The organism is Rathayibacter sp. AY1D5, assembly GCF_002932515.1.
Lineage (GTDB): Bacteria > Actinomycetota > Actinomycetes > Actinomycetales > Microbacteriaceae > Rathayibacter.
The window spans coordinates 33501-52502 of the sequence record NZ_PSVU01000024.1 but is presented as its reverse complement, the minus strand read 5'-3'; the positions used below and the strand labels follow the sequence as shown (position 1 = coordinate 52502).

Genomic DNA, 19002 nt, shown 5'->3' with positions numbered 1-19002 from the left:
CGAGCAGGTAGACGTCGGGGACGACTCCGACCAGGTCGCAGGCGAAGGTGGCGCCGGTGCGGCCGAGGCCGGACTGGATCTCGTCGGCGATGAAGAGGACGTTGCGGCGCGCGGTGATCTCGCGGACGGCCGGGAGGTAGTCGGCCGGCGGCACGACGATGCCCGCCTCGCCCTGGATCGGCTCGATCAGCACCGCCACGGTGTCGTCGTCGATCGCGGCCTCGAGGGCTTCCGCGTCGCCGAACGGGACCGTGCGGAATCCGGGCGTGAACGGAGCGAAGCCGTCGCGCGCCTCCGCGTCGTCGCTGAACGAGATGATCGTGGTCGTGCGACCGTGGAAGTTGCCCGCCGCGACGATGATGTTCGCCCGGCCCGGAGCGACGCCCTTGACCCGGTAGCCCCAGGCGCGGGCGACCTTGATGCCCGACTCGACCGCCTCCGCGCCCGTGTTCATCGGCAGGACCATGTCCTTGCCGGCGAGCGCGGCGAGCGCCGTGACGAACGGGCCGAGGCGGTCGTTGTGGAACGCGCGGCTGGTCAGGGTGACGCGGCCGAGCTGCTCGCGGGCCGCCTCCAGCAGCACCGGGTGCGAGTGGCCGAAGTTCACGGCGGAGTAGGCGGCGAGGCAGTCGAGGTAGCGGACGCCCTCGACGTCGGTGATCCAGGCGCCCTCGCCGGTGGCCGCGACGACGGGCAGCGGGTGGTAGTTGTGGGCGGCGTGCTCCTCCTCCGCGGCGATGAGGGCGGCGGAGCGGGCGGTGTCGGTGTCGGTGATGCTCATGTCGTTCCTCCTGAGGGGACGATCGACTCTCCAGGAGTCGTCGCACTCGGCGTCGAGTGCGACGGATCGTGGACAGTGGAGGGTGGGTCGGCGCTGCTGGTCGCCGACCACGGGGAGTGGGTCAGCGGCGCAGCTCGAGGGTGCAGCACTTCACGCCGCCGCCGCCGAGCAGCAGCTCGGACAGGTCGACGCCGATCGGGTTGTAGCCGCGCTCGCGCAGCTGGCGCTCGAAGCCCGTCGCACGGGACGCGATGACGACATTGAGGCCGTCGGAGAAGGAGTTCAGCCCGAGCACGGACGCGTCCTCCTCCGAGACGAGGATCGCGTCGGGGTAGAGCTCGCGGAGGGTGCGGTTGCCCTCCTCGCTGAACGCGCTCGGTAGGTAGGCGATGTTCGTGTCGTCGAGCACGGCGATCGCGGTGTCGAGGTGGTAGAACGACGGGTTCACGAGCTCGAGCGTGACGACCTCGCGGCCGAAGACGCGGGCGACCTCGGCGTGCGAGTCGGAGGCGGAGCGGAAGCCCGTGCCGGCGAGGATCCGCTCGCCGACGAGGAGGAAGTCGCCCTCGCCCTCGTTGACCTCCTCGGGGACGCGGACGTCGAAGCCGGCCGAGCGGAACCAGTCCATGTACGCCGGGCCCTCGGGCTGGCGCTCGGGGTAGGTGAAGGAGGCGCCGTAGGCGATGCCGTCGATCACGAATCCGCCGTTGGCCGCGTAGACCATGTCCGGCAGTCCGGCCTCGGGCTCGATCAGCTCGATGGTGAAGCCCAGATCGGCGTAGGTGTCGTAGAGGGTCTGCCACTGCCGGACGGCGAGGGAGGTGTCGGTGGGGACCTGCGGGTCCATCCACGGATTGATGCGGTAGACGACGGTGAAGTGCTCGGGACGGCACATCAGGATCGTCTTCGCGACGGGAGTTCGGGCGGGTGCCTCTGCGAGCACGGCGGTATCGGTCATTCGAGTCCTCCTGCGAAAGGATGCGGATGAGCGGACCGGGTCCAGTGGCTCCGTGCCCCGCGCATGACGCAGCGGGATGGAGCACGCTCGCGCCCAGTCTTGCACGCGCCGATCGTGCGGTTTTCGCCGTGAGGCGCACGGAACGCGCGTGGACACCGGGTGCGGCGCGGGAAACCGCCGCGGCTCTCGCGCGGGGCGTTGTATTGCGGCCGCGACTACTCCTCCTCGCCCTGAGGCAGGGGCTTTCGGAGGGACGACGTTGCGCCTCTCGGCGAGAAGGCCTTATCCCTCTCTCTTGTCATCGCGCTGATGACATCTGTGGAATCCGTCGAATTCCGCCCTGAATGGGGGACTTAGGGCAGCGATAAGCGGCATGGGACGATCCCTCCGGCCCGACAGTCGTCGGCCTTCTCGCTCCGACGAATCCGGATGCCCTCCTCCATGCGAACGAAGACCCTCAGCGTCTCCCTTTTCCTCGCCCTGCTCCTCTCCCTCTTCGTCGCGACCCCGGCTCAGGCCGCGGGATCGCCGGCTGCGCCGACGAACGTCGTCGCCGTGCAGGACGGATGCTCAGACGCCGTCACAGTCTCGTGGAGCGCCCCCCAGCCAGCGGTCGCGGGCTATCGAGTCCATGTCTTTCAAAAGTCGTACTGGTACCCCGGTTATATCTTCTACGAAGCCGTCACGCTGGCATCCGTCGAGGTGAGGAACGGCACCTCGACCACCGTTGCCGTACCGCACATCACCGATTCGATCGGCGTCGAGGTCGTCAGCGTGTCCGACCTTTCGGTCCCACCCACCGGCGGCTCAGAGAACGAGCAGTTTCAGCCTTCAGATACGCAGAGCACCGCAGCATCCGCGGATGTTCACCGCCAGTCAGGCGCTCCCGGCCCCGTGGACCTCACCGTGACGGTCGACCCCTCGACCAAGGTCGCGTCTGCACGATGGAAGGCCCCGACCCGCAACGGGCAGCCCTGCAATTTCGACGAGTACCACGCCCGCAGTGAGCTGATCTTCGCTCCGGACGAGGACGACGCGGGTTACCCGGGTTACGACGACGTCTACACGAGCGATACCACCAGTGCGGATTTCAGTCTCGAGCAGGGAGCCTTTTACGAGTTCTGCATTTGGTCGGCATCGACTACTTATGGAGCGAAGAATCGTCGCACTTTCACCGACTCTCTCAAGACGTGCGCCGGTTTCAGCACCGACTTCTCCATGCCGTCGGCACCGGAACAGGTCCATGCCGAATCCTCGGGCAGCTCCATCACTGTGTCGTGGAGCGAGCCGTCCAACGGCGGCGGCAGTCCCGTCACCGGCTACCGAGTGGCCCGCGACGGCACCGATGCCGCAGGTGGCGGCCCCTGGTCGACCGTCGTCTCCGCCGATCGCCGCTCGCAGACGTTCACGAACCTCCGCCCGAACACCTCGTACACCTTCACGGTGAGGGCGATCAACGAGATCGGTGCGGGCGAGACCGCGTCCGTCACCCGCACCGCCGACGCCTACTTCGCCCCCTCCGTCCCCACGCGCGTCACCGGCACCACGAACGACAGCGTGCGATCCGCGACGATCTCCTGGGCGCCTCCGGAGTCGGCCGGCAACCCGGCGATCACCGGCTACCGCGTCTCGCGCAACGGCGTCGACAACGCGGGCGCCGGTCCGTGGTCGACGACGGTCGCCGCCACCGCCCGCTCCTTCACGTTCACGCACCTGGCGGCAGGCGCCACCTACACGATGAGCGTCAGCGCGATCAACGCCGGAGGCGACAGCGGGGCGGCATCGACGGTCGTGCGCATCGGCGGCACCGCCCTCACCGCCGCGACCCCGACCGTCACCGGCACCGCCGCGGTCGGCTCGACGCTCACGGCGAGCGCCGGCACCTGGGGCCCCTCCCCCGTGGCCCTCGCGTACCAGTGGCGCGCGAACGGCACCGCGATCAGCGGGGCGACCGGCACCACGTACCGTCCGGTCGCGGGCGACGCGGGCAGGGTGATCACCGTCGCCGTCACGGGCTCGAAGTCGGGCTACGTCTCGACGACACGCGTCTCCTCCGGGACCGCTGCCGTGACCGGCGGCGCGATCACCGCCGCGACGCCGACCATCGGCGGCACCGCGAAGGTCGGCTCGACCCTCACCGCGAAGCCCGGCACCTGGGGCCCCTCCCCCGTCGCCCTCGCCTACCAGTGGAAGGCGAACGGCACCGCTCTGAGCGGGGCGACGTCTGCGACGTACACGCCGACCGGCGCCACTCTCGGCAAGACGATCACCGTGACGGTCACGGGGTCGAAGTCCGGATTCACCGCTGTGACGAAGACCTCCGCGAAGACGAGCGCCGTGGTGGCGGGCACCCTCTCCGCCGCGACCCCGACGATCACCGGCACCGCGAAGGTCGGCTCCACCCTGACCGCCAAGCCGGGCACCTGGGGTCCCTCGCCGGTGGCCCTCACCTACCAGTGGAAGGCGAACGGCACCGCGATCTCCGGGGCGACCTCCGCCACCTACAAGCCGACCAGCGCCACGGTGGGGAAGAAGATCACGGTGACCGTCACCGGCAAGAAGGCCGACTACACGACGGCGACGCGCACCTCCGCCGCCACCGCAGCGGTCGTCAAGTAGGGGATCCGACGCGGGTCGCCGGGGCGAGCCTGCTCGCGCGGACTCCTCCGGCGGCCCGGGAATCCACCACCATCGTCCCCCGGACGGGGGCCCATCCCGCCGACACCCGCCCTCGCCCGGAGGCGGGCGGCGGCTAGCATTCAGACACCGTGTCCGCCGCGGCCTCCCGCGGATCCTGCCGAAAGGCCCGCCGTGCCCGCACGCCCCCTCGCCGCGATCGGCGTCTCCGCTCTCCTGCTGGCCGGCCTCGCTGCCGGTCCGGCCGTCGCCGCCCCCGATCTCCCGAGCGCGAGCGCCGCGCAGGAGGCGTCCGCCGAGGTCGTCCTCTCCGGCACCATCGCGCTCCGCGACGCCGACGAGGAGCACCCCGCCCCCGCGAACCCGTCCTTCTACGTCCAGGTCCAGAACGCCGAGGGGGACGTGGTCGCCGAGGCCGACACGGGCGCGGACTTCTCCCTCCCCGTTCCCGGCGGCGAGCCCCTCACCGTCCGCGCGAACCTGATCGGCAGCGACGACTGGTACCCGACCTGGTTCGGCGACACCCCGGTCGCCGAGGCCGCGAGGACGACCCGGGGGACCGACGAGTCCGTCGCCATCTCCCTCCTGCGCAGCGCCGAGCTGTCCGGATCGGTCACCGCCGACGCGGTCCCGGGCGTCTCCTCCCCCTCCTTCGACGTGCAGGCCTGGTGGGTCGACGGAGGGACGTACTCGCTGCTCGACACCGTCCCCGTCACCGCAGCCCCCGGCGCCGCCCGCGCGTGGGACACGGGCGACCTCGCCCTGCCCGCCGGCGACTACCTCCTGCGCCTCGTGGAGCCGGGGTACCCCGCCTACGACGACCAGTACTTCTCGCGCCTGGCCCGCCTCGACGAGCGCGCGGTCGTCTCCGTGCCGCCGGGCGGCCGCAGCGGCATCGACTTCTTCCCGTCCGCCTACTCCTCCGACGTCGCCCGCCTCGCCGGGACCGACCGGTACGCGACCGCCGTCGCGGTGACCGCCTCCGGATTCGCCGACGGCGCCCCCGTCGTCTACCTCGCCAGCGGAGCGAACTGGCCGGACGCGCTGAGCGCCGGCCCCGCCGCCGCGAAGCACGGCGGCGCCCTCCTGCTCACCGACCCGAGCGTCCTGCCCGCCGTGGTGGCGGCCGAGCTGCGCCGCCTCGCCCCGCAGCGGATCGTCGTGGTCGGCAGCGCCCTCTCCGTGAGCGACTCGGTGCTCCAGCAGGTGAAGGCCCTCGGGATCCCGACCGAGCGCATCGAGGGCATCGACCGCTACGACACCTCGCGCCGGATCGTCGAGGACGCCTTCCCGGACGGCAGCTACGAGAACGTCTTCGTCGCGACCGGCACCAACTTCCCGGACGCCCTCTCGGTCGCGCCGATCGCCGGCCGCCGCGCCGAGCCCGTCCTCCTCGTCGACGGCGCCCGCTCGCGCCTCGACCAGCCGACCCGCGACACCCTCGCCGGACTCGACCCCTCCTCCGTGCAGCTGCTCGGCGGTGCGCCGTCGATCTCGACCGCCGTGGAGGCCGACCTCCGCGCCGCGAAGATCGCCGACACCGTGTCGCGCATCGCCGGGACGGACCGCCACGACACCAGCCGACGCATCAACGACGTCTTCCCGCCGTCCGAGCTGGGCGACACCGTCTACCTCGCGACCGCCACCGGCTTCGCCGACGCGCTGGCCGTCGGCCCGGTCGCCGCGAAGCAGGGCGCCCCGCTCTACCTCAGCGAGCCGACCTGCCTGCCGCGCAGCACCCGTGTGAAGATGCAGGGCCACGACCTCGATCAGGTGCTGCTCCTCGGCAGCCCCCTGACCCTGTCGGCGCAGGTGCGCTCGCTGTCCGCCTGCTGAGACCCGAGACGCACCGCACGAGCCCTGGAGATCCATGAGCGCCACCGCCGACCGTCCCCTCCTCGTCGGCATCGAGACCGGGGGCACGAAGGTCGTCGCGGCGGTCGCCGACGCCGCTGATCCCGAGCGGATCCTCGCGACGACGACCCTGCCGACCCGCGGGCCCGCCGAGACTCTCGCCGATCTGGCCGGCTTCGTCAGCGGCCACGGAGTCGACGGCACCGTCGCCGCGGTCGGCGTCGCCTCCTTCGGCCCGCTCGACATCGACCCCGGCTCGCCGACCTACGGGCACCTCACCTCCACGCCGAAGCTCGGCTGGGAGGGCACCGACGTCCTCGGCCCGATCGGCGCGGCCGCACCGGGCGCCCGGCTCGCGCTGGTCACCGACGTCAACGGAGCCGCCCTGGGCGAGGCCCGCTGGGGCGCCGGGGCCGGAGTCGACGACTTCGTCTACCTGACCGTCGGCACCGGAGTCGGCGGCGGCGTGATCGCGGGCGGACGGCTCCTCGCCGGCAGCGGCTGGCCCGAGGTCGCGCACCTGCTGCCCCGCCGCCACCCCGAGGACGGCTTCGCCGGCACCTGCCCGTTCCACGGCGACTGCCTCGAGGGCCTGGTCGCCGGTCCCGCGATCTCGGCGCGCTGGGGCGTCGACGGCTCCCGCCTCGGCACCGAGGAGGCGGCCGCGAACCTCCGCTTCAGCTCCTACTACCTCGCGCAGCTGGTCACGACGCTCGCCTACGTCGCGGGCGTGCGGCTCGCGGTCGTCGGCGGAGGCGTGTCGAAGACGCCGGGGCTCGTCCCCGCGGTCGAGGCCGAGGTCGAGCGGCTGATGGGCGCGCCCGGAGCGACGGGGACGGGCGGCGGGCGGATCCGCATCGTGCGCCCGGCCCTCGGCGACGAGTCCGGGGTGCGCGGGGCGATCTCGCTGGCGGAGTCCCTGCTCGCGTGAGCTCTACCCTCGTCCCATGAGCGACCGACCCGTCGACCCCTCCGCCCCCGACTCCGGTCGCGACGAGACGGTGGAGGAGCGATCCGACCGCAACTGGAACGAGATCCTGCAGGAGCTGCGGGTCGTGCAGACCGGCACGCAGATCCTGGGCGGCTTCCTGCTGACGCTGTGCTTCCAGCAGCGCTTCGCCGACCTCGCGCCGCCCGACGTGGCGCTCTACCTCGTGCTCGTCCTGCTCGCCGCGTGCGTCACGATCCTGGCGCTGGCGCCCGTCATCGCCCACCGGCTGCTGTTCCAGCGGCGGAGGAAGGCCGAGCTGGTGCGGTTCGGCAACCGGGTGGTCACGGTGTGCCTCGCGGCGGGATCGCTGCTGTTCGTCGGAGTCGTGGGCTTCGTGTTCGACGTCGTGCTGGGCGGGCCGGCAGGCCTCTGGGCGGGCGGAGGCGTGCTGCTGCTGCTCGCCGTGGTCTGGGCGACCGCGCCGGTCCTCCTGCGGAGGCGCTGAGGGCGGCGGAGTCTGCCCGCCCCTCCCCCGCGAGTCAACGGGGTACCCGGCTCCGCCGCGCTCTTCCTACCGTGGCCGCGAGGCGCGCACCGCGCCGACGCGAGAGGAGCACCATGACCGACCGGACCGAGCAGCCGCAGGAGAACCCGCAGAACCACGACCACGTCGACGACGCGGGCGTCGACAAGCCCTCGCACTGATCGAGGCGAGCCGGACGGCCGGACCCTCCCCGACTCCCCTGCACCGGATCGCGCACGAGAAGGAGGACGGCGGCCTCCTGCCCGTCGAGGTCGCCGCGGTGGAGCTGATCAACGTGCTGCGGCCCACGGTCGCGGTGGGGCGCTTCGTGGTGCTGGCGGCGCTCGCGCTGCACCGGCATCCGGAGTGGCGGGAGCGGCTCGCCGACCAGGAGGAGCGCGTCGCGTTCGCGAACGAGGTGCGGCGCTTCTACCCGTGTTTCCCGATGGTCGGAGGAAGGGCCCGCCTGGAGCTGGACTTCCGCGGCGAGACGCTTCCCGCGGGGCAGTGGATGCTGCTCGACCTCTACGCGACGGACCACGGCTCGCACTGGGAGGCGCCGGGCCGCTTCGATCCGGAGCGGTTCCGGTCGCCCGTCGACCGCAACGGCTTCATCGCCCAGGGCGGCGGGCACTACGGAGGCGACCACCGGTGCCCGGGCGAGCCGGCGACCGTCGACCTGCTGTCCGCGGCGCTGGAGCTCCTGGCCGCGGGGCACCCGTACGACGTCGAGGACGGGCAGGACCTGCGCGTGAGCCTGCAGAGCTTCCCGACCGGGCCGGAGGACGGCTTCGTGGTGAGGTTCCGCTAGGGGCGGGCGGGCTCGGCTCGCGGCCTCGGCGGGCGGCCTCGGTCGGCGGCCTCCGCGGGGGCGGTCGTCCTCCACAGGCCGCGGTTCCGCGCGCTCTCCCCGGATCCGCTCGGGCACTCCCCGCCCGCCTCACCCGACGAGCACGCTCGGGGGATGCAGAAGCCGAGTCAGTCCTCCGGAGCGTCGAGCTCCTCGAGCGCCCGCAGCGCCTCGCGGGCGCGCTCGAGCCGATCGGCCTCGGGCTCGTCCCACCATGCCGGTCCGCGCTCGCCCAGCCCGTGCTTGGCGAGCCCGACCCTCCTGCGCGCCAGCGCCTCCGCCTCCGCGTCCTCGTGCAGCCTGGCGGAGCGCACTCCCGAGCGCCCGCGCCCGAGGTGCGAGGTGAGGCCGGCGACCACGTCCTCCGGCAGCGAGGGGTCGGTGCGCCGCCACCGGCGGCCCTTCACCACGAGCCAGCGCTCGTCGTCCTCGTCGCTCACCCCGTCACCGCCGCCTCGGGTTGAGCCGGTCACCGGTGCTCGTCAGGTCCACCTGATCCGGCAGGAGGAGCACCTCGATGCGCCCCGCGGCGGAGAGCCGCAGCAGGTCGTCGACGAGGGCGCGCGAGCCGCCGATCAGCGTCGAGTCGAAGTCGACCTCGCTCGCGAGGTACCAGGCCCGGTCCTCCGGCCAGAGCGCGAGCGGAGTCTGCACGACGAGCCCGGAGGCGTCGGCGAAGCCCGCCGCGCGCGCCCACGCGGTGTCCTCGAGCACCCTGACGTCGAGCGAGAGCAGAGGCCCCTCCCGCCCCGGCAGCTCGACCGTCGCCGCGGCAGCGGTCTCGGGGTGCTCCCAGCCGGTCGGCCGGGTGTCGCTCATCCACTCGGGCAGCTCCTCCGAGGCGTCCGAGCGGGAGATCAGGATCCGCGACCCGCCGCTCAGCACGCCGAACCCCTCCCAGAACACGGCGAGGCAGTCGTCGGGGGTGCTCGTGTGCTCCGCGAGCACGGCGGCGACGGCCGCGAGCTCGTCGAGCGGGAGCACTCCGAGGCGGGGCTCCGCGTACTCGTCGGGATGCTCGCCGGTGAGCGAGTACCACTGCGCGAGCGGATGCAGGAGCGTCCCCTCCCGCTCGGCGACCTCGCGCCAGCGCCGGGGCGGGTCGTCGGAGGGGTGCAGGATCCGCACGGCCGCCTCGAACAGCGGCGGGACGATCCCCTCGAAGCGCCCGAAGGCGCCGAGAGCGCCCAGCATCGGCTCCGCCCGCCCAGCGTCCCGCTCGGCGCGCAGGGGCGCGTCCCGGGGTGTCGGCTCGACCATCGGCCCAGGCTAGCGCTGGACGGTCGCTCCGCTCAGGGCGGAGAGGGCCCGTTGCGGCCCCGTCTCGCGGGCGAGGCCCTCGGCGAGCGCCGTCAGCCGTTCCCGGGCGGGAGCGTCGAGTGCGAGCATCCGCCGCGCAGCCTCCGCGAGCTGTCTCGCGGAGGCGGCGTTGGGGTCGAGCACGGCGGCGAACCCGGCGTCCTCGAGCGCGGCCGCCCCCGCGAACTGGTCGGTCGAGAACGGCAGGACGACGAGCGGCACGCCCGCGGTCATCGCCTCCGTGACGCTGTTGTTGCCGCCGTGGCTGACCGCGAGCACGGCCCGGCGCAGGAGCGCGACCTGCGGCAGGAAGCCGCGGACCAGCCAGCCCTCGGGGATCTCGCCCAGGGCCGCGCGCTCGGTCGCGCCGGAGGCGAGAGCCACGCGGACGGGCCTGCCCCCGGCCTCGACGCCGGCCAGGGCCTCGACGACCCGGGCGAGCACGTCGTCGCGCACCGAGAGGAAACTGCCGAAGCTCACGTAGACGACCGGATCCTCGGACGCGGCGAGCCACTCCTCGACCTCCGCGTCGTCGGGCTCCTCGCGGACGGCGGAGCCGAGGAACGCGTGCGGCGGCAGCTGAGCGGTGCGGGCCGAGTCGTGGAGCTCGCCCGGATAGTTGAGCAGCAGGACGTCGCCGCTCTCGGCGAAGGCGTCGGCGCTGGGCGCCGCCCCGGGGTCGAGGGTGGTGAGGGCGGCGTTCCACTCCGCCGTGAAGGAGTCGCGCACCTGCTCGCAGAGGGCGCGGAGCGCATCGAGGTCGTCCGGCTCCGGAGCGAAGGCGTCCGGCCAGACCGGAGGGAAGCCGTAGACCTCGCCGGGCACCGTGAGTGCGCTGGGGTGGCCGAGCACGACGTCGCCGTAGGGCACGCGGAGTGCCTTCAGCGCCACGCGCGCGGTGAAGGCGAGGTGGTCGACCACGATCGCGTCGGGCTGCACCTCGTCGAGGATCACGCGCAGGAGCGCGGCGACGCCGGACGGATCCCAGAGCAGGTCGGTGAGCCGTTCCCGCGCCTGGTAGGCGAGGGTCGGGACCATCCCGCGCCGGGTGGCGTCGAAGAAGCCGCGGAGGGACGCGCCCTCGTCGGGCGCCTGCTCCTCCGCGCGGATCGTGCCCGGGTTGGAGCCGCGCCCCAGCCGGAGCGCGATGTGCTCGAATCCGAAGCCGTCGACGATGGAGCGCGTCGCGTCGCCGGTGGCCACGACGACGCGCTCGCCCGCCTCCTGCCACGCTGTGCCGAGGGTCGCCAGCGGCAGCAGGTGCGACGCGTAGTCGGGGCTGATGATCAGCAGGGTCACGAGGCCCCCAGCACGAGCGGCGAGCGGAGAGGACGCTCCTGGTCCGCGGTCGCGTGCGCGTAGACGCCCGAGAGGGCATGAGCCATGGCCTGCACCGTGTAGCGCTCGGCGACCATCGCGTGCCCGCGGGCCGCGGCGTGCTCGCCGAGAGGCCCTCCTGCGAGATCCAGTGCGGCGGCGGCGCCGGCGGCGAGCGCCGCGGGGTCGGCGGTGTCGACCAGGAAGCCGGTCTCCCCCTCCTCGACGTAGGTCGCGGGCCCGCCTGTCGCCGGAGCGACGACGACCAGTCCTGCGGAGAGCGCCTCGAGGAGGGCGATGCCGAACTCCTCCTTGACGCTCGCGCAGACGTAGGCGCCTCCCGGAGCAGAGAGCCCCGGTCGGCCGTGCCGGATCGCGCCGAGCCAGCGGGCCACGGTCCCGTTCGGGCGGTGGCCGGCCAGGAGCAGCCCGTCGGACGCGACGGCGCGGATGCGGTCGAGCTGCTCGCGCTCGTCGGGACTCGGGTCGGCGAGGTCGCCGCCGACCAGGAGCAGGTTGGCGCGCTCCCGGAGCGAGGGGTCGGACGCCCAGGCCCCGGCGAGCGCCGCCATCCCCTTCACCCGGTGCAGGCGGCCCACGCTGAGCAGCAACGGGAGGCCGCGGCGGTGCTCGGGCAGCTCCTCCAGCAGGAGGTCGAGCGAGGCCAGGTCGCCGCCCTCGTCCAGCGCGACCGGCTCACCGGCGGCGGAGGCCCGTGCGGCCGACTCGCCGCGCTCGACCAGGCCGACGTCGATCCCCTCCGGGACGATCGTGTGCCGCTCCGGGTGCGCGGTGATGTCGACGCCGATCAGCTCGCGGATGGTCGCCGCCAGCTCCTCCCGCGGGAACAGGACGGTGTGCGCGGCGTCGGCGGCCAGGCGCTGCACCAGGCGCACGCGGAACCAGAAGTGCTCGGCGGCGTCGCGCTCGCCGAAGTCCGCGCGGGTGAGGGCGCCGGACGCGTCCAGGCCCGCGATCAGGGCGTGCGGGTCCGGAGCGAGGGTGAACACGACGGGGATCTCCAGCTCCCGGGCGACCGCGGCCGCCGCGAGGGATCCGACGTCCGCCATGCGCAGGTGCAGCACGTCGACCCGGCCGGCCGCGCGCAGGATCCGGCGGATGCCGCGCTCGGCGGCGATGCGGCGGCTCCACGCCTGGGGCATGGCCACGGGCGGCCCCACGAACGGGACCGGAGCGAAGCCGTGGCCGGAGTCGGGCAGCTCGCCGAGCGCGCGCTCGGCCTCGGCCGGAGTCCCGCGCGAGAGCGTGAGCACCCGGTCGATGCCCTCCTGTTCGACGAGCGAGTCGCCCAGGCGCACCAGCAGGGTCGCGATGCCGCCGTTGTCGCCGGCGCCCACCCGCGTCAGGGTGCCGTCGATGTCGGCGTGGACGAAGAGCTGCGCGACCGTCGGCCCTGCCTCCACGGCCGGTGCGGGGGCGAGGTCGCCGAGGGCGAGCCGGGCGAGGGGCCCGATGGGCGCCGCCTCCTCGGCCAGGCCGGTGAGCAGGAGCTCGGCGTCGTCGGAGCCGCGCTCGCCGAGCGCGTCCGTCGCGGCGGCCCGCGCCTCCAGCCCCTCCGCGCGATCGGCGGCCACGTGCAGGAGGGTGCGCTCGGCGATCGCACCGGGCACGAGGCCCAGGGTCTCGACGAGCCGCGCCCGGGCCGCCGCTTCGCGCTCGCCGAGCAGCGCGCCCTCGAGCGCGACGGCGACGAGGTCGGGGGTCGAGGAGGCCCAGAGCAGGACGGTGCGCTGCGCGAGCATGCCGGAGAAGCCGCCGTCGCGGACCAGGCGCAGCAGCGGCCCGAGCGCGGCGGGGCGGGGCAGGCGCCCGCCGAAGGCCCAGGCGGCGTGCTCGCGGAGGTACGGGCGCTCGTCCTCGAGCAGCATCAGCAGCGCGAGGTCGGCCTCCTCGTCGAAGACCTGCGCGAGCGAGTGCACGGCCGCGATCGCGGTGAGCTGGTCCGAGGGGTCCAGGGCTGCGCGGGTGAGCAGGCGCACCGCGCGGCCGCCGCCGTCGCTCACTGCGGCGACCGTCAGCTCGTCGGCCATCCGGACTGCCTCGAGCAGAGTGGGAGCGGCGCGCACGGCGTCGAGAGCGGTCTGCGTGGCCATGGTTCACCTGGTCTGTCGGAGCGGAGAGTGCGACGGAGCGCGACTCCCGACCGCTGGAGCGGCCCAGGAGGAGCGGACCGGTACCGAGCATGCCGCGTGGGCGGCTGGGATTTCGCCACTTGCGTCGGATCTCCTCCCGCGGTACGGCTTCCTGTCAAGGGGGTGATGGCCGCAGTTCGTTTGCGCAACGCGCGAGGATCCTCAGCCGCGGGTCCACTCCAGGAGCCGCTCGACCGGCCAGGTGGTCACGATCCGCTCCTCCGGGACGCCGAGCCGCTCCGCCCGCTCGGCCCCGTAGTCGAGCAGGCCCAGCTGGCCCGGAGCGTGCGCGTCGCTGTCGATCGAGAACAGGCAGCCCTCCTCGAGCGCGAGCGCGATCAGCTCGTCCGGCGGGTCCTCGCGCTCGGGGCGGGCGTTGATCTCGACCGCGGTGGAGTGGTCGGCGCACGCGCGGAACACGGCCCGGGCGTCGAAGGTCGACGGCGGGCGGGTGCCGCGCTCGCCCGACACCAGCCGCCCCGTGACGTGGCCGAGGACGTCGGTCCGCGGATCCGAGGCAGCCGCGACCAGCCGGGCCGTCATCTCACGGGAGGGCAGCCGAAGCTTCGAGTGGGCGCTCGCGACGACCACGTCGAGGCGGTCCAGCAGCTCGTCCGTCTGGTCGAGCGCGCCGTCCTCGAGGACGTCCACCTCGATCCCGCTGAGCAGCCGCAGGGGCCCGGTGTCGAGGCCCGCGAGATGGGCCAGCTGCTCCTCCAGCCGCTCCGCGCTGAGACCGTGGGCGACCCGGAGCCGCGGCGAGTGATCGGTGAGCGCCAGGTACTCGTGGCCGAGCGCGCGGGCCGCGTCCGCCATCGCGAGGACGGGCGTCGCCCCGTCGGACCACTCGCTGTGGCTGTGGAGGTCGCCGCGCAGCCGTCCCCGCAGCGCGCTCGCGGGCGGAGGAGCCGAGCCGCGCAGCTCCGCGAGGTAGTCGGGCACCCGGCCCGACCGCGCCTGCTCGATCACCGTGAAGGTCGTGTCGCCGATCCCGGAGGCCCGCCGCACGAGGGCGAGGTCGTCCCGCTCGGCGGACGCCATCCCCTCCAGCACCGCGGCCGCGCGGCGGAACGCCTTCGCCCGGTAGCGGGAGGCCCGCTCCCGCTCGAGCAGTGCCGCGATCTCCTCGAGTGCCGCTATCGGGTCCATGCGCCCGGTCTACCACGGCGCCCGCCGCGCCCTCACCCCCTCGACGGCGGCGCCGGCTCCGGCCCCCGGCCTCGCCGCGCCGCGGCCCCGCCCCCGGTCCCGGCCGCTCGACGCTGGGAACCGGCCGAGCCCCGTTGCCGACCGCAACGATCGAGATATATCGTGACTCTCGTCCACTCGCGATGTATCGCGTTTCAGAAAGGCACCCCGGTGCAGGAGGAGGAGCTCATGTCCCTCGAGAAATGGCTCGTACAGGCCGGCGAGACGAAGGTCATCGACCTCGACGTCGTCCGCTCGGTCAAGGTCGCCCTCGTCGGCGGCCAGATCGACGTCATCGCCCACGACGAGCCGACCGCCCGCGTGGAGGTCCACAGCGTCGACGGCCGCCCGCTCAAGGTCTCGATGGACGGCGACCGCCTCGAGATCGACCACGTCCAGCTCCGCTGGGACACCATCGTCGACGTCGTGAAGGGCCTCGGCCGCCGCGGCGACCGCGCCGACATCAGCCTCCTCGTCCCCCGCGGCGTCGACCTGAAGTTCGACACCGTCTCGGCCGACGGCCTGGTCTCGGGCCTCCACAGCGACGCCCGCGTCTCGACGGTCGGCGGCGACATCGTCGTCGACGGCCTGCACGGCGACATCGAGGTGAACACCGTCCACGGCGAGCTCTCGGTCCGCAGCCACACCGGCCGCGTCACCGCGCGCACCGTCTCCGGCGACGTCACCGCGACCGGCGAGCTCACCCGCTTCACCGTCGACGGCGTCTCGGGCAGCGTGTTCGTCGACGCCGAGGGCACCCCCGACCGGATCCAGGCCAACACCGTCAGCGGCGACCTCACGATCCGCGTCGACGAGGGGCTCGGCGCCCGCTACCGCATCAACACCGTCTCGGGCACGCTCCAGCTCGACGGCTCCGTCGTCAAGGGCACCTTCGGCCGGGGCTTCACCTCGACCACGGGCTCGCTCGACTCGAAGTGGGTCGACGTCGCCGCCAACTCCGTCTCGGGAGACGTGGTCGTCGTCCGCCGGTCCGTCGCCGCGTCCTCCGCCTCGGTGGGCGAGGGCTGGGGCTCCCCCGGCACCGGCCCGGCCGACGACCGCCGCCCGATGGACGGGAGCTCGCTGTGAGCCCCGTCTTCGCGCACGGCCGCCTGCGCCTCTACCTGCTCAACCTCCTCGCCGAGTCGCCGCGCCACGGCTACGAGCTGATCCAGGCCCTCAGCGAGCGCTTCGGCGGCACCTACGCGCCCAGCGCCGGCACCGTCTACCCGCGCCTCGCGAAGCTGGAGGAGGAAGGACTCGTCACGAAGGAGGCCGACGGCCGCAAGACGGTCTACTCCATCACCGACGCCGGCCGCGCCGAGCTCGCGAACCGCGCGACCGACCTGGGCGACATCGAGGAGGAGCTCACCGACTCCGTCCGCCGGCTCGCCGACGAGGTCCGCCTCGGCGTCGCGGAGGCGATGAAGAGCCTCCGCGCCGACCTGGCCAGCGCCGCGCGCGACTCGCGGGAGCCCGGACGCCGACCGGAGCACTCCGCCGAGGAGCCGCGCCCGCAGGACACGTCCGGCACCCCCTCCGAGCAGCCCGCGCCGGAGCAGGCCGCGCCCGCCTCGCCCGACGCGCGCACCGCCTCGCGGATCGCCCTGCGCGACGCCGAGGTGCTGCTCACCGAGTTCCGCGACGAGCTGCGCGCGGAGCTGCGCACCGCCGCCTCCTCGGGATCCGTGACGACCGCGAGCGTCGACGCCCTGCGCGCCGCGCTCGACGAGGCCCGCGCCTCGGTCCGCTCCACCCTGGACTGAGCCCGGACACCGTACCGCCGGGAGGGCGGGGATCCAGCCCGGGGTCCCCGCCCTCCCGGCGCTACTGCCGCCCGACCGCCAGCGCCTCCTCCTCCACGTCGAGGAACGCCAGAGCGCTCACCACCGCCGGCTCCTGGTACCGCCCCTCGGAGCGCGCGCGGAGCACCGCCTCCCGCTCGGCCGCGATCATCACGCGCCGGAGCCGGTTGTAGGCCTGCGGGAGCGGCTCCACGCCCTCGCCCTCCGGCGGGTTCTCCAGGGCGTCGGCGAGGAACGTCGCGTTCCGCCGCAGCCGGTCGAGCACGCGGTCCTCCACTCCGTCCTGCGGCTCCGCGTCGAGCCGGGCGAGGCCGGCGGCCTGCGCCTCGGCGAGCAGCATCTGCTTCTCGACGTGCTCCTGCATCTCGTTCGGGGCCGGGAGCTTCAGGGCGCGGACGAGCCGCGGGAGCGCGAGCCCCTCGACGAGCGTCCCCGCCACCACGATGAAGGCGAGGAACTGCAGGAACGCGCGCTGCGGCGTCTCCGCGGGCAGGAGGAACGCGGCGGCGAGGGTGACCACGCCGCGGATGCCCGCGAACGACACCCCGATCGCGGTCGGCCAGGTCCACCCGCGCTGCTGCAGCCGGCGCGGACCGTGCCGGAACAGCAGCGTCGTCATGCACATCCAGGCCACGCGGCTCCCGACCAGCGCCGCGAGCACGGCCGCGCCGATGCCGACCGTCTGCCAGACCCCGATGCCCGAGTCGGCCGTCGCCCCCACCACCGACGACAGGCTGAGCCCGATGAAGAGGAACACCGCGTTCTCGAGCAGGAACTGGATCGTCCGCCAGTTGAGCGACTCCGCGATCCGCGCCTGCGCCGACTGGATGACCGGCGCCCGGTAGCCCAGGTAGAGCCCCGCGACCACGACCGCCAGCACACCGGAGCCGTGCAGCAGCTGCGCCGGGATGAACGCGACGTAGGGCGTCACCAGCGAGAGGCTCGTGTCCAGGACGGACGACTGCACCTGCTTGCGCACGAACCCGAGCAGCACGGCGATGCCGATCCCGACCCCGCCGCCCACCGCCACGGCCAGCACGAAGTCGAGCGCGATGCGCCCGGGAGTCACCGTGCTGACGATCGCCAGGAGGGAGGCGTTCAGCGCCACCAGCGCGGTCGCGTCGTTGAGGAGGCTCTCGCCCTCGAGCACCGTGAGCATGCGCCGCGGCAGGCGGAGCCGCCCCGCGATCGCCGTGACCGCCACCGCGTCCGTGGGCGCCACGATCGCGCCGAACGCGAGGGCCGCGGCGACCGTGATCGCCGGGACGACCATCCAGGCCACCGCGCCGACCACCGCGACCGTGAAGACGACGAGCCCGACCGACAGCAGGAGGATGCTGTCGCCACGAGCGCGGACGTCGAGGACGGAGGTGCGGATCGCAGCCGCGTAGAGCAGCGGCGGCAGGATCCCGAACAGCACCACGTCCGGCTCGACCACCACCTCCGGGATCCCGGGGACGAAGGAGGCGAGGGCTCCGACGGCGACGAGCGCCACGGGAGCGGACCAGTTCACCCGCCCCGACAGCCCGGTGACCAGGACGGTCACCACCACGAACGAGACGATCCAGACGATCGCGACGACGGGCTCCTCCATCGCGTCACTCCTCCCGGGCGTCCGCGCGCCACGGCCCCATTGTGGCCGCCCGGAGAGCAGCCCGGACAGCCGCCGGGAGGGTGCGGCTAGCGGCCGGCCTCGTGGATGTCGCGCGCCTTGGTGACCTTCGCCGGGTCCACTGGGTTCATGCCGAGGACGATCTTGCCGCGCGAGTGGCGCTTCTCGAGGTCGTCGAAGGCGTCCTGCACCTGGTCGAAGGGGTAGAAGCCCGAGACGAGCACCCGCAGCTTCTGCTCGCCGACGAGGCCGACCAGCTCGCCGAGGATCTCGGTGTCGCGCTGGGCGGTCTCGGCGTCGGGCCAGACGGCGCGCAGCTCGATCTCCTTGCGGTCGTCGCTGGAGTGGAAGCGGCCCGCCGCGATGCCGAGCTCGTCGGCGAGGGCGTCGTTCTCCCCGCCGAAGTTGTCGAGGAACACCGTGACCCCGCCGGGCGCCGCGGCCCGGATGCGGTCGGCGATCCCGTCGCCGTAGACCACCGGCTTCACGCCGATCTGGCGGAGGTAGTCGAAGTTGCGCTCGCCGCAGGTGCCGATCACGGTCGCGCCGCGGAGCTTCGCCAGCTGGATCTCGAGGCTGCCCACTCCTCCGGCCGCGGCGGAGACGAGGACGGTGTCGTCCGGTCCGACGTGCGTGGCCTCGAGCGCGCGCCACGCGGTCACTCCGGCGAGGAACAGCGCGCCGCCGACCTCCCAGCTCACGGAGGCGGGCTTGGCGACGAGGTTGCGGCGCGGCACCACGACGTGGGTCGCGTGGGAGCCGACGAGCGCGTGGCCGACCACGTCGCTGCGGAGCTTGATGTCGGTGACGCCCTCGCCGAGGGCGACGACGACGCCCGAGAAGTCGGTGCCCTGGCGCATCGGGAAGGCCGCGGAGTGGTCGGAGTCGAACTGGCCCTGCCGGATGAACGCCTCCATGTGGTTCACCCCGGCGGAGAGCACCTCGACCAGCACCTCGCCCGCCCCGGGCTTCGGCCGCTCGACCTCGGCGATCTCGAGGACGTCCGCGTCGCCGAAACGGCTGTACTGGACGACGCGGGCGGCGGTGGGGCTCAGACGGGACATGCGCTCATCATCCGCCCCCGCCGCCCGAAG

The 19002-nt window shown here is 73.7% G+C and carries 17 protein-coding genes; 8 read left to right on the top strand and 9 right to left on the bottom strand.

Translation table 11 applies throughout. From position 1 onward, the window contains the following. Together C5C82_RS09215 and ddaH are read right to left on the bottom strand one after the other, a co-directional pair. Positions 1-781 (bottom strand): aminotransferase class III-fold pyridoxal phosphate-dependent enzyme (locus C5C82_RS09215; RefSeq protein WP_181134426.1); only part of this gene is annotated, 781 nt, incomplete at its 3' end. Between the two features lie 121 nt (positions 782-902). Next, entirely contained in the window at positions 903-1739 is an 837-nt protein-coding gene (ddaH, locus tag C5C82_RS09210; RefSeq protein WP_104226838.1) for a dimethylargininase, read from the bottom strand. Positions 1740-2180: 441 nt separating this feature from the next. On the opposite strand from ddaH, the gene C5C82_RS09205 reads away from it, so the two are divergent. The 6 genes from C5C82_RS09205 to C5C82_RS09185 all read left to right on the top strand — a co-directional run bounded on the left by C5C82_RS09205 (position 2181) and on the right by C5C82_RS09185 (position 8495). Further along, positions 2181-4358: a fibronectin type III domain-containing protein gene (locus C5C82_RS09205; protein ID WP_181134425.1), complete on the top strand. Its 2178-nt coding sequence runs from the start codon at positions 2181-2183 to the stop codon at positions 4356-4358. A 192-nt stretch (positions 4359-4550) separates the two neighbouring features. Continuing rightward, a complete protein-coding gene (locus C5C82_RS09200; RefSeq protein WP_104354945.1) occupies positions 4551-6212 on the top strand; it encodes a cell wall-binding repeat-containing protein in 1662 nt (553 codons plus the stop codon). 34 nt (positions 6213-6246) lie between these two features. Continuing rightward, positions 6247-7161 (top strand): ROK family protein, encoded by a 915-nt coding sequence (locus C5C82_RS09195; RefSeq protein WP_104247415.1) that lies wholly within the window; start codon positions 6247-6249, stop codon positions 7159-7161. A 16-nt stretch (positions 7162-7177) separates the two neighbouring features. Beyond that, a complete protein-coding gene (locus C5C82_RS09190; RefSeq protein ID WP_104223741.1) occupies positions 7178-7666 on the top strand; it encodes a DUF6328 family protein in 489 nt (162 codons plus the stop codon). A gap of 71 nt (positions 7667-7737) precedes the next feature. Beyond that, the gene (locus C5C82_RS18015; RefSeq protein WP_258066047.1) at positions 7738-7866 is read left to right on the top strand and encodes a hypothetical protein; all 129 of its coding nucleotides are present in this window, start codon (positions 7738-7740) and stop codon (positions 7864-7866) included. 98 nt (positions 7867-7964) lie between these two features. Beyond that, positions 7965-8495, top strand: a complete 531-nt coding sequence (locus C5C82_RS09185) for a cytochrome P450 (RefSeq protein WP_104354944.1) — start codon at positions 7965-7967, stop codon at positions 8493-8495. Positions 8496-8662: 167 nt separating this feature from the next. On the opposite strand, the gene C5C82_RS09180 is transcribed toward C5C82_RS09185, so the two are convergent. From C5C82_RS09180 to C5C82_RS09160, 5 genes are all read right to left on the bottom strand, one after another. Then, the gene (locus C5C82_RS09180) at positions 8663-8974 is read right to left on the bottom strand and encodes a biopolymer transporter Tol (protein WP_104223799.1); all 312 of its coding nucleotides are present in this window, start codon (positions 8972-8974) and stop codon (positions 8663-8665) included. A 4-nt stretch (positions 8975-8978) separates the two neighbouring features. Next, entirely contained in the window at positions 8979-9794 is an 816-nt protein-coding gene (locus C5C82_RS09175; RefSeq protein WP_146085972.1) for a hypothetical protein, read from the bottom strand. Between the two features lie 9 nt (positions 9795-9803). Beyond that, the gene (locus C5C82_RS09170) at positions 9804-11132 is read right to left on the bottom strand and encodes a glycosyltransferase (protein ID WP_104354942.1); all 1329 of its coding nucleotides are present in this window, start codon (positions 11130-11132) and stop codon (positions 9804-9806) included. Continuing rightward, on the bottom strand, positions 11129-13264 hold the full coding sequence (locus C5C82_RS09165) for a glycosyltransferase (RefSeq protein WP_104354941.1): 2136 nt from the start codon (positions 13262-13264) through the stop codon (positions 11129-11131). Before C5C82_RS09165 ends, C5C82_RS09170 begins: the two co-directional genes overlap by 4 nt. A gap of 201 nt (positions 13265-13465) precedes the next feature. Then, positions 13466-14452, bottom strand: coding sequence for a PHP domain-containing protein (locus C5C82_RS09160; protein WP_104324295.1), 987 nt, complete (start codon positions 14450-14452; stop codon positions 13466-13468). A 228-nt stretch (positions 14453-14680) separates the two neighbouring features. Between C5C82_RS09160 and C5C82_RS09155 the strand changes: the two genes are divergently transcribed. Together C5C82_RS09155 and C5C82_RS09150 are read left to right on the top strand one after the other, a co-directional pair. Beyond that, complete coding sequence (locus C5C82_RS09155) at positions 14681-15580, top strand: hypothetical protein (protein ID WP_244230533.1); 900 nt, start codon at positions 14681-14683, stop codon at positions 15578-15580. Continuing rightward, the gene (locus C5C82_RS09150) at positions 15577-16257 is read left to right on the top strand and encodes a PadR family transcriptional regulator (RefSeq protein ID WP_104239545.1); all 681 of its coding nucleotides are present in this window, start codon (positions 15577-15579) and stop codon (positions 16255-16257) included. The genes C5C82_RS09155 and C5C82_RS09150 overlap by 4 nt, the downstream gene beginning before the upstream one ends. A gap of 61 nt (positions 16258-16318) precedes the next feature. On the opposite strand, the gene C5C82_RS09145 is transcribed toward C5C82_RS09150, so the two are convergent. Continuing rightward, on the bottom strand, positions 16319-17890 hold the full coding sequence (locus tag C5C82_RS09145; RefSeq protein ID WP_104292535.1) for a sodium:proton antiporter: 1572 nt from the start codon (positions 17888-17890) through the stop codon (positions 16319-16321). An 86-nt stretch (positions 17891-17976) separates the two neighbouring features. Then, positions 17977-18972, bottom strand: a complete 996-nt coding sequence (locus C5C82_RS09140; RefSeq protein WP_104238704.1) for an NADP-dependent oxidoreductase — start codon at positions 18970-18972, stop codon at positions 17977-17979. Positions 18973-19002: the final 30 nt, after the last annotated feature.

Coding starts and splice junctions, on each gene's coding strand:
- ddaH (WP_104226838.1), bottom strand. CDS start 1,739: ATGACCGATACCGCCGTGCTCGCAGAGGCACCCGCCCGAACTCCCGTC.
- C5C82_RS09205 (WP_181134425.1), top strand. CDS start 2,181: ATGCGAACGAAGACCCTCAGCGTCTCCCTTTTCCTCGCCCTGCTCCTC.
- C5C82_RS09195 (WP_104247415.1), top strand. CDS start 6,247: ATGAGCGCCACCGCCGACCGTCCCCTCCTCGTCGGCATCGAGACCGGG.
- C5C82_RS09190 (WP_104223741.1), top strand. CDS start 7,178: ATGAGCGACCGACCCGTCGACCCCTCCGCCCCCGACTCCGGTCGCGAC.
- C5C82_RS09175 (WP_146085972.1), bottom strand. CDS start 9,794: ATGGTCGAGCCGACACCCCGGGACGCGCCCCTGCGCGCCGAGCGGGAC.
- C5C82_RS09165 (WP_104354941.1), bottom strand. CDS start 13,264: ATGGCCACGCAGACCGCTCTCGACGCCGTGCGCGCCGCTCCCACTCTG.
- C5C82_RS09160 (WP_104324295.1), bottom strand. CDS start 14,452: ATGGACCCGATAGCGGCACTCGAGGAGATCGCGGCACTGCTCGAGCGG.
- C5C82_RS09155 (WP_244230533.1), top strand. CDS start 14,681: ATGTCCCTCGAGAAATGGCTCGTACAGGCCGGCGAGACGAAGGTCATC.
- C5C82_RS09145 (WP_104292535.1), bottom strand. CDS start 17,890: ATGGAGGAGCCCGTCGTCGCGATCGTCTGGATCGTCTCGTTCGTGGTG.
- C5C82_RS09140 (WP_104238704.1), bottom strand. CDS start 18,972: ATGTCCCGTCTGAGCCCCACCGCCGCCCGCGTCGTCCAGTACAGCCGT.